This is a genomic window from Streptomyces mexicanus (genome assembly GCF_902506575.1).
Taxonomy (GTDB): Bacteria; Actinomycetota; Actinomycetes; order Streptomycetales; family Streptomycetaceae; genus Streptomyces; species Streptomyces mexicanus.
Window position 1 is genome coordinate 6719171 of the sequence record NZ_LR732544.1, and the last position, 13405, is coordinate 6732575.

The following is a 13405-nucleotide window of genomic DNA, read 5'->3' on the forward strand; positions in this document are numbered from 1 at the left end:
CCCTGCGCCGTCCACGGCACGCGCCCGCGCCGGCCACGGCACGTCCGCGCCGTCCACGGCCCGCCCCCGCGCGGGCCACCCCACTGGGCCGGCCACCGCTCCTGTCAGTCGGCCCGCTGCCCCCCGCCGGTTCGGGGCTGTTCCTCCGGCGGCTCCTCGTGGTCGAGCAGGTGGCCCGTCCGGTCGCAGATCAGGTGGCCGACCAGCGCGCCGCCGTAGACCACGTAGCCCGCGCCCACCAGCCAGGACTCCACGACCAGGATGGTGCCGATCGCGCCGTAGCTGAGGGCCTGGGTGACGATCAGCGGGGTGAACACCAGATAGGAGAAGGCCCGCAGACCCACCAGGCCGGCCATGGTGGCCACGGCGCCGGGCAGCAGCAGCCGGCGGCGCACCTGACCGCCGAGGAGGAAGTGCGGCCCCCACCAGAAGAACAGCACGCCGATCCCCAGGCTCATCAGCAACCGCTCGTTGCCGGCGAGCACCGTACGGGTCTGCACCTGGACGTACAGGTACAGCGTCAGCACGCACAGCCAGACCGCCTGCCGCCAGATGCGATGCCACGGCCCCGAGGGCAGCCGCCACACGCGTTCGTAGCCGTTCTGCACGCTGGCGGCGAAGGACAGGCCGAACACGGCGAGCAGCACACCGCCCCACAGGCTGGTGGTGCTCACCGCCCGCCGCGGCGGGCCGAAGACCTGCGCGAGCACGTCGGCGGACTTGCCGGACAGGTCCATGCCGTCCACCAGCCACAGCGCGAACCCGCCGTGGTCGAAGGGGGCCGCCGCGGCCACGACGATGAGCAGCGGGGCCAGAGTGACCAGAGCCAGGGTGGCGAACCCCAGGGCCCGGTGCATGAGTTCGAGCTCCTTGCCACGCCGGTAGAGGTCAACCGCCCATGAGATGCGCGGTGTTGGACGTGACATGGCGGCGGCGTCTCCTTCCCGGGCCGCGCTGACCCACGCGCGGCCGCGTTCCTTCCATCATCGTCGCGCCGGCCACCGGAACGCGGCACGACCCCCCGTCACCGCGGGCGGCGTGAGAGTCGTCCGCCCGGGTACCCACGGCGCATGGCGGTGGACAGGGACATCGCGCGGCACCCGCGCGGGGGACAGGCACGGCGGACGAACCCGAGACTCGGACGGGCCCTGCTGCGCTGGGCGACCACGACCGACCACAAGGTCATCGGACACCTGTATCTGGTGACGGCCTTCTCCTTCTTCCTCTTCGGCGGCGTGCTCGCCCTGCTGATGCGGGCCGAACTCGCCCGTCCAGGGCTTCAGTTGTTCAGCACCGAGCAGTACAACCAGCTGTTCACCATCCACGGCACGGTCATGATGCTGCTGTTCGCGACCCCGCTGTTCGCCGGGTTCGCCAACGCCGTCATGCCGCTGCAGATCGGCGCGCCCGACGTCGCCTTCCCCCGCCTGAACGCCCTGTCGTACTGGCTGTATCTGTTCGGCGGGCTGATGGTGGTGTCCGGCTTCCTGGTGCCCGGGGGCGCGGCGGGTTTCGGGTGGTTCGCGTACGCGCCCCTCAACAGCGCCGTGCGCAGCCCCGGCGCGGGCGGCGACCTGTGGGTGATGGGCCTGGTGGTGACCGGCGTGTCCACCACGCTCGGCGCGGTCAACTTCATCACCACCGTCCTGTGCCTGCGCGCCCCCGGCATGACCATGTTCCGCATGCCGATCTTCACCTGGAACGTGCTGTTCACCTCCATCCTGGTGCTGCCCGCGTTTCCCGTGCTGACCGCGGCACTGCTGGCGTTGGAGGCGGACCGCAAGTTCGGTGCGCGGATCTTCGAGGCGGGCGACGGGGGATCGCTGCTGTGGCAGCACCTGTTCTGGTTCTTCGGGCATCCGGAGGTCTACATCGTCGCCCTGCCGTTCTTCGGCATCGTCTCGGAGATCATCCCCGTCTTCAGCCGCAAACCCGTCTTCGGCTACGTCAGCCTGGTGGGCGCCACCATCGCGATCACGATGCTGTCGGCGGTGGTGTGGGCCCATCACATGTTCGCCACGGGTGCGGTGTTGCTGCCGTTCTTCTCCCTGATGTCGTTCCTCATCGCGGTGCCGACCGGGGTGAAGTTCTTCAACTGGGTCGGCACCATGTGGAAGGGTTCGCTGTCCTTCGAAACGCCCATGCTGTGGTCGCTGGGCTTCATGGTGACGTTCCTGCTCGGCGGCATGAGCGGCGTGCTGATCGCCTCCCCGCCGCTGGACTTCCACCTCACCGACAGCTACTTCATCGTGGCCCACCTGCACTACGTGCTCTTCGGCACGGTGGTGTTCGCGATGTTCGGGGGCTTCTACTTCTGGTGGCCGAAGTTCACCGGCCGCTTCCTCGACGAACGCCTCGGGAAGATCCATTTCTGGACGCTGTTCGTCGGTTTCCAGACCACGTTCCTCGTCCAGCACTGGCTGGGCGAGCTGGGCATGCCGCGCCGCTACGCCGACTACCTGGCCGCCGACGGCTTCACCGCGCTCAACACCGTCAGCTCCCTCGGCGCCTTCCTGCTGGGGCTGTCCACGCTGCCGTTCCTCTACAACGTGTGGGTGTCGGCGAGGAACGGCCGCAGGGCGGAGGCCGACGACCCCTGGGGGTACGGCCGTTCCCTGGAGTGGGCGACCTCCTGCCCGCCCCCGCGCCACAACTTCACCGCGCTGCCCCGCATCCGCTCCGAGTCCCCGGCGTTCGACCTGCACCACCCGGATCTGGCCCGGCAGCGTCACCAGCAGCAGAGCGAGTGACGGACCGGAGGAAGAGACGCAAGGCAGCGGCACAAGGCAGCAGGACGACAAGACGACGAGGCGACACGCGTGCACAACTGCACAGTGCACGCGTGCAGAAAGACGCAAGGACGCGAGGACGCGAGGCGCACACTGTGAAAACCGAGGCTCGACTCTTCACCGGCGTGGCGGTCTTCTTCGCCTGCGCCGCCACCGGCTACGGCTGGTGGTCCGCCGAACCGGCCGGCACCGCCGCCCTCATCGTCACCGGTCTGATGGCCGCGCTGGTCGCCTTCTTCCTGCGGGTGCAGCACCGCAGGCGCGGCCCGCGCGCCCAGGACCGGCCGGACGCGGAGGTGATCGACACGGCCGGACCGCTGGACTTCTTCTCCCCGCACAGCCCGTGGCCCCTCGTCGTCGCCCTCGGCGCGGTCCTGCTGGCCCTCGGCGTGGTCTACGGCCTGTGGCTGGCGCTGATCGGACTCGGCGTGCTCGGCTGCGGAGTGTGCGGCCTGGTCTTCCAGCACGCGGGCCGGGACGACCCGAACAGTGCGCCGAGTGGCCCGGACGTCGTCGTCGGGGACGACGGTCAGCGCTCCGGACCGGCTTCTTCCTGACCTCCCGCCCGGCCTCCGGCTCGCCCCCCGGTGCCTCGCCCGTTCCCGGCGGGTTCACCCGCGTCCGCGAACGAGGCGCGGTCACGGTCGTACCAGGAGCCGAGCGTGGTGCGCAGCCGCTGCAGCTGCGATACGTCCTGGTGCGGTGCCTCCTGCTGCGACACGTCCCGCTGAGGTACCTCCTGCTGGAGAACGTCCTGGTGAGCGACGTCCCCGCCGTCCCCCTCCGGTGACGCGAGCGGCCGGGGCACCCGCGCGGCGCGCACCACGTACCGCGTCTCCTCGTCGACCGGGGTGTGCTCCTCGACGTAGCCGCCGGCGACGGTCTGCCGGACCAGCCCGGTCTCCTCCCCCTTCTCCAGCCGCTCCAGCTCGGCCTCGCGCAGCGCCAGACAGACCCGCTTGGTCACCATGAACGCCAGCGGCGGCACGACGACCAGAGCGATGCGGAAGATCCACGTCAGCGCGTTCAGGGACACCTTGAAGGTGTGGGCGAGGACGTCGTTGCCGCCCGCGGCGAGCAGCACGGCGTAGAAACAGAGCGCCGCGACCCCCAGCCCGGTGCGCACCGGGTTGTCGCGGGGCCGTTCGGCCAGGTGGTGCTCCCGCCGGTCGCCGGTGACCCACGCCTCGACGAAGGGGTACGCGTACACCACCGCGAACAGGGCCAGCGGCAGCACGACCGCGGGCAGGAAGACGTTCCACATGACGGTGTGCCCGGCGAGCGACGTCTCCCACGGCGGCACCAGCCGCAGCGCGCCCTCCAGGAAGCCGACGTACCAGTCGGGCTGCGAGCCGGTGGACACGGCGTCCGGGCGGTACGGGCCGTACACCCAGACGGGGTTGATCTGCGCCAGCCCGGCGAGCAGTGCGAGGGTGCCGAACACCATGGCGAACAGGCCGAGCGAACTCGCCATGAACTGCGGGAACAGCGGCTTGCCCACCACGTTGCCGTTGGTGCGGCCCGGCCCCGCCCACTGGGTGTGCTTCAGGTAGAACACCAGGACCAGGTGGGCGGTGACGAGGGCGAGCAGCAGCCCCGGGATCAGCAGGACGTGCAGCGAGTACAGCCGCGGGATCAGCTCGTGGCCCGGGAACTCGCCGCCGAAGACGAAGAAGGCGATGTACGTGCCCACCACCGGGACCGACAGCATGATGCCCTGCGCGATCCGCAGCCCCGTCCCCGACAGCAGGTCGTCCGGCAGCGAGTAACCGGCGAAACCCTCGGCGAGCGCCAGCACGAACAGGGTGACGCCGATCACCCAGTTGATCTCGCGGGGCCGGCGGAAGGCGCCGGTGAAGAACACCCGCAGCATGTGCACGCCGATCGCGGCCAGGAACACCAGCGCCGCCCAGTGGTGCAGCTGCCGGATCAGCAGCCCGCCGCGCACGTCGAAACCGATGTGCAGCGTCGACCGGTACGCCTCCGACATCCGGATGCCGTCCAGCGGCCGGTACGCGCCGTGGTAGACGACCTCGGTCATGTCCGGATGGAAGAACAGGGTGAGCCACACGCCGGTCACCAGCAGGACGAGGAAGCTGTACAGCGTGATCTCGCCCAGCAGGAACGACCAGTGCTCGGGGAAGGCCTTGCGCAGCAGGCCGCCCCCTTCGGACAGCGGCAGCCGCCCGTCGCCCCAGTCGCTCGCCCGTTTCGCCGCCTCACGGGCCCGGGCGCCGGCCCGGGCCCTTCTCTTCCGCCACAGCACGGCGCACGGGTGCCCGGGCCCCGCCGTTCGGAAACCAGGTGTGACGTGCGCTCCACGGGCTGTCGCCGCCCGCACCCCGCCCCGCGGCCCTCTGGGCCGCGCGCCGCCTACGTGGTGCGGTCGCCCTTGGGTTTGCCGCGCTGGTCCGGCGTGCCGTGCGGTGGCGCGCCGAACGGCTCCGGGGAGGTCGCGGGCGTCACCGGCGAGCCGGTGTGGCCCTGGGCCTGCTCCGGGCGCACGGCCGTCGGGTCACCTTGGGTGGGCCGGGCACCCGCCTGCAGCTGTTCGAGCCGCGCGGTCAGCACCTCGGTCACCGGCAGCCGGTCCGCGTGCGTGCGCTCGTAGGCGAGCAGTTCCTCGACCTGCTCGGCGGTCAGCGAGCGCACCCGGCCCTCCAGGGCGCCGAGCGGCAGATGGTCGTAGTCGGGCAGGGGCAGGGTACTGCGGCCGGGGTCCTCGGCCATGGCATCTCACTTCTCTCCGAACGGTTCACCGGCGCCGTCGCGCCCACGTACCGCGAAGGCGGCTCACGCACCGCGAACGGGCCGGTGTCCTGCTCACTCAGGAGCGGGCCTTGCGGGTCTGCGAACGGTTCGCCTTGCGGATCGCGTCCATCAGCTCCCCCTTCGACATGCGCGAGCGGCCCTCGATGTCGAGCCGCTTGGCCATGTCGTACAGGTGCTGCTTGGACGCCTTCTCGTCCAGGCCCTCACCGCTGCGTCCGCCCTGCCCGCGGGGCCGGGCCGACTGCGGGTCCGAAGGTCCCTTGCGGCCGTGCTCCTTGCGTTCCCAGTGGTCGCCGACCTTCTCGTACATGTGCTTCAGCGCGCCGTACGCCACCCGGTGCGCCCGTTCACCCTCGCCGTAGGTCTCGACGGCCGAGTCGTGGGCCTTGATCCAGGTGCGCTGGGCGTCCCGGGAGGAGCGCTCCAGCGTCGACGGCAGCTCCTGACGTCCGGGCACGGAAAACCACCTCCGTCGTGTGTTGTCCTCCGCGCCGGACGAGTGCCCGGCGCGGGCGGCCGAAAACGGCCGTTCCCCTTGGCAGCACCGGGTTTGGCGGGGGTGGCACCGGCTACCCGCGCGATGTGAGTTGGACACATACGACGACATCGACGACTTCGCAACAGGAACAACAGGAACTCGTCCAGTACCTGGAGGACCGGTTCGCGTGTGCGCAGGCGTGCACGGAGTGCGCGCGGGCCTGCGCGCTGCGCGCGAGCCTGGTGGATCCGGGCGGGGACGGGGAGCAGGAACTCGTACGGCGCCGCGGGATCATGTGCGCGGAGGTGTGCGACGCGACCTGCCGGATGCTCTCGGAGCAGAACAGCCAGGACGAGGCGGGCATCCGCACCCAGGTGGGCTGGTGCCTGAGCGTCTGCCTGGAGAGTGCGCAGGGCTTCGACCGGCACCCGGGCGCGGAACAGACCGCGGACGCGTGCCGCACCTGCGCCAAGGCGTGCGGGGAGTTCATGGCGACGCTGAACTGAGGCCCCGGCTGCGGCACAGGACGGACGTGCCCGGAGCGCGACGGACCTCGCGGACACCGCGGGCCGAGCCGGAGGGAGGCTCGGACGCCGCGCGGGCGGGCCTGTGTGCGTGCCTGCACCGTCCTGCAGGCGCCTGCCGAACGCCTGCCCTCTGCAGGGTGTGCGGTGCGGGGTGTGCGGTCGGGACGTGCGGGGTGTGCGTGTGGGGTCCGGACGCGGCGGCTCAGGAAGAGGTGGACGTCGGTCCGTGCCGCACGGCGAGCAGGGCCACGTCGTCGTCGTTGTCCTGCGGCCGCGCCCGTGCCAGCAACTCGTCCGTGAAGGACTCCAGGGGGCGGTGGGCCAGGGAGGCGGCGTGGCGGCGCAACCGGTCCAGGCCCTCGTCCAGGGGGTGGCCGGGGGACTCGATCAGGCCGTCGGTGTAGAGGAGCAGGGTCGCCCCGGGCGGGATCTCCGCCGTCGCGTCCGGACGGGGCCGGTCGGGCGCGACGCCCAGCAGGATGCCGTGGCCCTCGGTCAGATACCGGGCCACTCCGTCATGGGTGACCAGCAGCGGAGGCGGGTGGCCGGCGTTGGTCCAGGACAGCTCGTACCGGCCGTCGTCGTTCTCCGTCAGGCGGGCGAAGACCAGCGTGGCGATGGAGACCTCCGCGATGTCCTGCGTCGCCTGGTCGAGCCACTCCACGATCTTGCTCGGCGGCTGCCTCTGGGACAGCGCGTACGCGCGGAGCATGTTGCGCAGCTGGGCCATGCCGGCCGCCGCGTCCAGGTCGTGGCCCACGACGTCGCCGACGGCCAGAGCGGTGGCACCGTCCGTCAGGACGAACGCGTCGTACCAGTCGCCACCGACCTGGGAGGCGTGCGGCGCGGGCAGGTAGCGGGCGGCCATGGCGCGGCCGGGCATACGCGGCAGCCTGGGCAGCAGATGACGCTGCATGGTCTCGGCGACCTTGCGCTGGCGCTGGTAGAGGCGGGCGTTCTCCAGGGCCAGGCTGGCACGGCGGGCGATGTCCTCCAGCAGGGAGGTGTCGGCCGCGGTGAACCGCTCGGGCTGGTCCGCGCGCCCGAGGGTGAGGGCGCCCAGCACCTCGTGCATGCTGCGCAGGGGGACCACGATCGCCGAGTGCATGCCGGTCGCCTCGAACAGACGCCGCTGCTCCACCGCGATACCCGAGTCCGGCGGTCCCTGGTACGTCTCTGGACCGGCCAGGGAGGACGCGGCACCGCGCAGGGCGCGGGAGAGGGGCATCGGGGACTCCTGCGGCACCGGCGGCATGGGGCCCTGAAGATCCTCGCGCAGCACGACCGTGCCGCCCTCGGCGTGGGCGACGGCGAAGCGCGACACCTCGTCCCGGTGGCTGATCAGGTCGATGACGGCCCAGTCGGCGAGGCGGGGCACGACAAGGTCGATCAGGCGGCGCAGGGCTTCGTGGATGTCCAGAGTGGAGGTCAGCAAGGTGGTCGTCTCGGCGAGCAGCGCCGGGCGTTCCACCTCGGAGAGACGTCCGCTGCTCGGTGGCCGCTGCGCGGGCCGCCACGAACGCCCCGCGGAGTGGAACAGGACCAGCGTGCCCGGTGCGCCGGGGCCGAGGGCGCACGGGGTGGCCAGCCACGCCACCGGCAGCAGCGTGCCGTCGCCGCGCTCGAACCACTGCTCCCCGCCGTGTCCCGTGTGCTCGGTGAGCATGCTCTCCCGGATCGGGCACTGGGCCCTCGGCACGGGTTCCCCGAAGCGGTTGCGATGCAGCACGTCGTGAGCGTCCTGGCCGATCAGTCCCGTGGCGGAACGAGCCAGAAGCTGCTCGCCGCTCGTGTTGACGGCCAGGACGAGCCCCCGTTCGCCCGCCAGGTAGGCGCCCGTCCCGAGGGCGTCGATGGCCTCGGCGACCACGTCCCCAGGGCGCCCGGAGCCTGCCATGACCCGCCTCCCGTCACCACGGAGCACACCTCGGCCACCGACGTGACGGGTTCCCGCCGCGAGAAAGGTGATGCCGGTGAGGCGTGAGTACCCCAGAGGTACCGTCCCCCTGATCGGCTCCTGCTCGGCCTGCTCACCGCGGCGTGAGCCCTGGACCTCCCCCGCGTTAGCCTGCCTGCGTGGAGATGACACGCACGGGTGATCCCGGGCTGTTCGGGCCCGGGTCGGTGACCTGGCAGATGCACGGGGATCCGATGATGTGGGTCGCCGGCATCCGGGCGCTGTACCTGCAGGCCCTGCATCCGCGGGCGGTGCGCGCGGTCATGGAGAACTCCGACTTCCGGCGGGACGCCTGGGGGCGGCTGCGGCGTACCGCGAACTTCGTGGGGACGACGACGTACGGGACCACCGAGGCCGCCGAACGGGCCGGGGCGCGGGTCCGCAGGATCCACCGCATGCTCACGGCGACCGACCCCGAGACGGGGGAGCGGTACCGGATCGACGACCCGGAGCTGCTGCTGTGGGTGCACTGCGCGGAGATCGACTCGTATCTGCACGTGCTGCGCCGCTCCGGGTTCCCGCTCACCGACGCCCAGGCCGACCGCTACGTCGCCGAACACCGTGTCAGCGCCCGCCTGGTGGGCCTCGACCCGGACGGCGTGCCCGGCAGCCGGGCGGACCTCGCCGCCTACTTCACCGCGGTGCGCCCCCACCTCGCCGCGGGCGCCGACGCCCGTGCGGTGGACGACTTCCTGCTGCGCCCGCCGACGCACCCGCTGCTCGTCCCGGCGCGTGAGGTGCTGTGGCGGCGCGTGGCACATCTGGCGTACGCCGCCCTGCCTCCGTACGCCCACGAGCTGTACGGCAGACCGGCCCCCGCACCCGCCGTCGTCACCCGCCGGCTGCGCGCCACGGGCACCGCGCTGCGCTGCGTCCCCGCACGTCTGCGCTGGCAACTGCCGCCCAAACACATCCTGCGAGCGGTGGCCAGGCTCGGGCCCGAGGCGCGTCCGGCACCGTACAAAGCCGCACGCGGTCCTGCCATATTGGACCAGGGCCTGTCGCGCGGACCGGACCGGGCCCGGGACACCACCCCGGGGCGGTCCGCCGGGCAGCCCTGACGACAGGGCCCGAGGGAGGCGGGGCACACGGCGACGGGAGGCACTTCACGGCGACCAGCCGGCCCAGCGACTCGTCCCGCGCCCGCCACACCTCGACCCATGCCGCCGCGCCCGATCGGGCAAGCACCCCGTTAAGTCCCCTGGATCAGCCAGGTGTCCGCCATCGCACCGCCGCCCCGAAACCGCTCGGTGCGGACCACGACCCGTCCTTCACGCGCGGCATCGCCCCGGCGCCCCCTGGCCGTCGCGGATCACCCCGTGCTACCAAGAGCCATGCGCACACACCGGGCACGGGCGACGCACGGTCCGTACGACGCCGTCATCGTCGGCGGGGGCCACAACGGCCTGGTCGCCGCCGCCTACCTCGCTCGCGCCGGACGGTCGGTGCTGGTCCTGGAGCGGCTGGGGCACACCGGGGGCGCGGCCGTGTCCACCCGCCCGTTCCCCGGCGTGGACGCCCGGCTCTCCCGCTACTCCTACCTGGTGAGCCTGCTGCCCCGGAAGATCGTCCAGGATCTCGGCCTGAGTGTCCGGCTGCGCCCCCGCACCGTCTCCTCGTACACCCCCACCGAGCGCGACGGGCGGCCCACCGGCCTGCTCGTGGGCGGCGGCGAGGAACGCACCCGCGCCGGTTTCGCCCGGCTCACCGGCTCCGACCGCGAGTGGCGGGCCTGGCGGCGTTTCTACGGAATGACCGGCCACGTCGCCCGCAGGGTGTTCCCCACGCTCACCCGGCCGCTGCCGAGCCGCGAGGAACTGCGCCGCCGCGTCGACGACGAGAACGCCTGGCGGATGCTGTTCGAGGAACCGATCGGCAGGGCGATCGAGGAGTTCTTCGCCGACGACCTGGTGCGGGGAGTGGTCCTCACCGACGCCCTGATCGGCACCTTCGCCGACGCCCACGACACGTCCTTGGCGCAGAACCGCTGCTTCCTCTACCACGTGATCGGCGGCGGCACGGGAGCCTGGGACGTGCCGGTCGGCGGCATGGGCGCCCCCACCGACGCCCTCGCCGACGCGGTACGCGCGGCGGGCGCCCGCATCGCCACCGGCCACGAGGTGCTGCGGGTGGCCTCCGACGGCCGCGACGCCGAGGTCGCCTACCGGACGCCGGACGGCGCCGAGGCCACGGTCGCCGCCCGGTACGTCCTGGTGAACGCCTCGCCTCACGCGCTGGCCGCCCTGACCGGCGACGCGCCGCCGGAGCCGGCCGAGGGCGCGCAACTGAAGGTGAACATGCTCCTCACGCGGCTGCCCCGGCTCCGGGACAGCGCCGTGGACCCGCGCGAGGCGTTCGCCGGCACCTTCCACATCGCCGAGGGGTACGGACAGCTGGCCGCCGCTCACGCGCAGGCCGCCGCCGGGGAGCTGCCGGCCGCCCCGCCCTCGGAGATCTACTGCCACTCCCTGACCGATCCGACGATCCTCGGCCCCGATCTCGCCGCCCGCGGTCACCACACGCTCACCCTGTTCGGCCTGCACACCCCCGCCCGGCTCTTCGCCCGGGACAACGACGCCGTACGGGAGGAACTGCTGACGTCCACGCTGGCGCAGCTCGACGCCCATCTGGCCGAACCGCTCGCCGGGTGCCTGGCCACCGACGCCGAGGGCCGGCCCTGCATCGAGGCCAAGACCCCGCTCGACCTGGAGCGGGACCTGCGCCTGCCCGGCGGCAACATCTTCCACCGGCCGCTGAGCTGGCCGTACGCCACCGAGGGCACCGGCCGCTGGGGCGTGGAGACGCCGCACGCCAACGTGCTGCTGTGCGGCGCGGGCGCGGTGCGCGGCGGCGGGGTCAGCGGAGTGCCGGGGCACAACGCGGCCATGGCGGTGCTGGAGAGGCACCGCGGCTGAATGCCTCCGCCCTCAGGGGGCACTCCGAGGAGGGCGAGGGCCGTCGCACCCTCCCGGTGCGGGCGGTCACCCCGCCGCAGCGAAGGCACAGCACAACGCTCAGGCCGCCCGGCGGCGGCCGCATCACCCCCCACGGAGGCTGTCATGGCCGAACTCAGCCCGATCGACCTGCAGAAGGCCCTCAGCGGCATGGACTACCCGACCGACAAGAAGCACTTGGTCGAACGTGCCCGCCAGAACAAGGCCAACGACAAGATCGTCAGCAAGCTCGACAATCTGAAGCAGGACCACTTCGACGGACCGAACGAGGTGCAGAAGGCCGTCTTCAACGAGTGACGGCCCGCCCCGTTCCCGACCACCGCCTACCGCGTCGGCCCGCACCCGCCGGGGGCAGGCTCACGCCCGTGTGAGCGGGCCCCTGCGAGCGGCCCCGGCACGCTGTCGCGCTGCCGGGCCGGGCCGGCCGGTGACCGGCCGGCCCGGCGCCGTGCGCTACTGCGGCTTGAAGGAACGGATCTGGTAGTTGCCCTGCAGGTTGCCGCCCTTGCCCGCCGGGGTGGAGCCGACGCGGTTGTGGTAGTTGGTCTGCGTGTAGTACTGCACCCGGTGGCCGGTCCCGTTCCACACGGACAGGACCTTCTTGCCCTTCCGGATGAAGGAGCAGTCGTCGGCGGTGTTCGCCTTCTTCGACTGGCTCCACTGGCAGCGGGTCCCGCCGCCGTTCCAGCCGCTGTAGATGCAGAAGTAGCCCGGTGAGCAGGTGTAGGCCGCCGCGCGGGTGGGGGACGCGTCCGCGGCCGGCACGGCGCCGAGGGCGGCGACCAGGGCCACGGAAGCGACGGCGAACGAGCGGACGGCGTGCAAGCGCCTCATGGAACGAACTCCTTTCCCTCCCCACGGCTCCGGTGAGGAGGCCGGCGGCGGGGGAGGTCGCTGGGGTCTTCGCTGGTGGTTCTTCGGCACGAGGACGCCACAGCACCGAAGCCCCGTACCAGGAAAATGCGGATAGTTCCCTCATGCGGGGGAAATGCGCCGGTGGTCCCGGCGGCCTGCCGTGCGCCCGCCCTCATCGACTCGCGCCCGCCGTGCGCGCCAGGGTGCGCCATACTGGCCCGAAAGGTGCGAAACGCCCGGCGAGCCCGTGGAGGCCCAGCCATGCACGACCACCCCGAGAACGAGACCCCCGTCGCAGCGCACGACCACCCCCACAGCGCCGTCCCCGACCCCGAGGAGGCGGGGGTGTATCCCGAGGAGACGGACGCGTACCCGGAGCCTGGCCCGTACGAGGACGAGGGGCCCGAACTCTACGACGAGGACGACGAGGACGACGAGGACCACGAGCAGGGCGAAGGCGAGGACGGCCTCGTCGACACGAACGAGGACACCCTCGCCCCCGGTGCCGGTGCCGGTGCCGGTGCCGGACCGGCCGGCCCCGACGGCGCGGTGGTCGATGCGGCCGCCGATGCGGCGCCCGACGTCTTCCTCGACGTCCCGCTGCTGAAGGTCGACGAGATCGACCTGGACGTCGAGGACCTGCGCGCGCGTGTCTCGCTCCAGGCGGAGGTGCTGGACCTGCTGAAGCTGAACGTGGGCGCCGACGTGGTGCTCGGCCGGGTGCACCTGGGCATCTCGGGCGTGGAGGCGCAGGCCCAGCTCACGGTGCGCCTCGACAACGTCGCGACGATCATCAACCGGGTGCTCACCACGCTCGACCGCAACCCGGAGATGCTGCAGGAACTGGCACGCGGGGTGGGGTCCGCCGTTCAGGACGTCGGCGGCGGGGCCCGCCGCCCACGTCCTGGACGGCGGGCCCCACCCCGCGGGCCCGCTCCTGCCGCAACTCCCGGGTGCGGTCGAGCGGGGTGAGCCCCCGGGTGCTGGTCCTCGCTCCGCTGGCCCAGCGCACCGCGAGCTGGGGCGGCGCCCCCCCGCCCGAGCTGCCCCGGCGCACCCCGCCGCGCGCCCCC

The 13405-nt window shown here is 72.5% G+C and carries 12 protein-coding genes and 1 pseudogene; 7 read left to right on the forward strand and 6 right to left on the reverse strand.

Annotation, left to right across the window (positions count from 1 at the left end; translation table 11 throughout):
• Positions 1-104: 104 nt before the first annotated feature.
• Positions 105-926, reverse strand: coding sequence for a YihY/virulence factor BrkB family protein (locus GV126_RS30015; protein ID WP_159672563.1), 822 nt, complete (start codon positions 924-926; stop codon positions 105-107).
• Positions 927-1070: 144 nt separating this feature from the next.
• Here GV126_RS30015 and ctaD point away from each other — a divergent pair, with 144 nt between their 5' ends.
• Together ctaD and GV126_RS30025 are read left to right on the forward strand one after the other, a co-directional pair.
• Positions 1071-2750, forward strand: a complete 1680-nt coding sequence (ctaD, locus tag GV126_RS30020) for an aa3-type cytochrome oxidase subunit I (protein WP_159672565.1) — start codon at positions 1071-1073, stop codon at positions 2748-2750.
• Positions 2751-2884: 134 nt separating this feature from the next.
• Positions 2885-3346 carry a cytochrome c oxidase subunit 4 gene (locus tag GV126_RS30025; protein ID WP_159672567.1) on the forward strand — a complete coding sequence of 154 codons (462 nt, stop codon included), beginning with the start codon at positions 2885-2887 and terminating at the stop codon, positions 3344-3346.
• On the opposite strand, the gene qcrB is transcribed toward GV126_RS30025, so the two are convergent.
• The 3 genes from qcrB to GV126_RS30040 form a co-directional block, all read right to left on the reverse strand.
• Positions 3319-5055 carry a cytochrome bc1 complex cytochrome b subunit gene (gene qcrB / locus GV126_RS30030; protein ID WP_159672569.1) on the reverse strand — a complete coding sequence of 579 codons (1737 nt, stop codon included), beginning with the start codon at positions 5053-5055 and terminating at the stop codon, positions 3319-3321. The two genes, GV126_RS30025 and qcrB, sit on opposite strands and share 28 nt — an antisense overlap.
• A gap of 107 nt (positions 5056-5162) precedes the next feature.
• Complete coding sequence (locus GV126_RS30035) at positions 5163-5519, reverse strand: DUF8129 domain-containing protein (RefSeq protein WP_159672571.1); 357 nt, start codon at positions 5517-5519, stop codon at positions 5163-5165.
• A gap of 97 nt (positions 5520-5616) precedes the next feature.
• The gene (locus GV126_RS30040) at positions 5617-6018 is read right to left on the reverse strand and encodes a ChaB family protein (protein WP_159672573.1); all 402 of its coding nucleotides are present in this window, start codon (positions 6016-6018) and stop codon (positions 5617-5619) included.
• Positions 6019-6143: 125 nt separating this feature from the next.
• Here GV126_RS30040 and GV126_RS30045 point away from each other — a divergent pair, with 125 nt between their 5' ends.
• Positions 6144-6545, forward strand: coding sequence for a four-helix bundle copper-binding protein (locus tag GV126_RS30045; protein WP_159672575.1), 402 nt, complete (start codon positions 6144-6146; stop codon positions 6543-6545).
• Between the two features lie 223 nt (positions 6546-6768).
• On the opposite strand, the gene GV126_RS30050 is transcribed toward GV126_RS30045, so the two are convergent.
• Positions 6769-8463 carry a SpoIIE family protein phosphatase gene (locus GV126_RS30050; protein ID WP_159672577.1) on the reverse strand — a complete coding sequence of 565 codons (1695 nt, stop codon included), beginning with the start codon at positions 8461-8463 and terminating at the stop codon, positions 6769-6771.
• 185 nt (positions 8464-8648) lie between these two features.
• Between GV126_RS30050 and GV126_RS30055 the strand changes: the two genes are divergently transcribed.
• The 3 genes from GV126_RS30055 to GV126_RS30065 all read left to right on the forward strand — a co-directional run bounded on the left by GV126_RS30055 (position 8649) and on the right by GV126_RS30065 (position 11774).
• On the forward strand, positions 8649-9584 hold the full coding sequence (locus tag GV126_RS30055; RefSeq protein WP_185947084.1) for an oxygenase MpaB family protein: 936 nt from the start codon (positions 8649-8651) through the stop codon (positions 9582-9584).
• Between the two features lie 273 nt (positions 9585-9857).
• On the forward strand, positions 9858-11438 hold the full coding sequence (locus GV126_RS30060) for a phytoene desaturase family protein (RefSeq protein WP_159672581.1): 1581 nt from the start codon (positions 9858-9860) through the stop codon (positions 11436-11438).
• A 144-nt stretch (positions 11439-11582) separates the two neighbouring features.
• On the forward strand, positions 11583-11774 hold the full coding sequence (locus tag GV126_RS30065) for a DUF2795 domain-containing protein (RefSeq protein WP_159672583.1): 192 nt from the start codon (positions 11583-11585) through the stop codon (positions 11772-11774).
• A gap of 156 nt (positions 11775-11930) precedes the next feature.
• Here the strand turns inward: GV126_RS30065 and GV126_RS30070 are convergent, their stop codons facing one another.
• Positions 11931-12311, reverse strand: a complete 381-nt coding sequence (locus tag GV126_RS30070; RefSeq protein WP_159672585.1) for a peptidase inhibitor family I36 protein — start codon at positions 12309-12311, stop codon at positions 11931-11933.
• A 366-nt stretch (positions 12312-12677) separates the two neighbouring features.
• Between GV126_RS30070 and GV126_RS37770 the strand changes: the two are divergent.
• Positions 12678-13229: pseudogene (locus tag GV126_RS37770) on the forward strand (hypothetical protein); the annotation flags it as partial.
• Between the last annotated feature and the right edge of the window lie 176 nt (positions 13230-13405).

Bases quoted from the DNA above. Each gene is read 5' to 3' on its own strand.
- GV126_RS30015 (WP_159672563.1), bottom strand. From the start codon at position 926: ATGTCACGTCCAACACCGCGCATCTCATGGGCGGTTGACCTCTACCGG.
- GV126_RS30055 (WP_185947084.1), top strand. From the start codon at position 8,649: ATGACACGCACGGGTGATCCCGGGCTGTTCGGGCCCGGGTCGGTGACC.
- GV126_RS30070 (WP_159672585.1), bottom strand. From the start codon at position 12,311: ATGAGGCGCTTGCACGCCGTCCGCTCGTTCGCCGTCGCTTCCGTGGCC.
- GV126_RS30060 (WP_159672581.1), top strand. From the start codon at position 9,858: ATGCGCACACACCGGGCACGGGCGACGCACGGTCCGTACGACGCCGTC.
- GV126_RS30035 (WP_159672571.1), bottom strand. From the start codon at position 5,519: ATGGCCGAGGACCCCGGCCGCAGTACCCTGCCCCTGCCCGACTACGAC.
- ctaD (WP_159672565.1), top strand. From the start codon at position 1,071: ATGGCGGTGGACAGGGACATCGCGCGGCACCCGCGCGGGGGACAGGCA.
- GV126_RS30065 (WP_159672583.1), top strand. From the start codon at position 11,583: ATGGCCGAACTCAGCCCGATCGACCTGCAGAAGGCCCTCAGCGGCATG.
- GV126_RS30050 (WP_159672577.1), bottom strand. From the start codon at position 8,463: ATGGCAGGCTCCGGGCGCCCTGGGGACGTGGTCGCCGAGGCCATCGAC.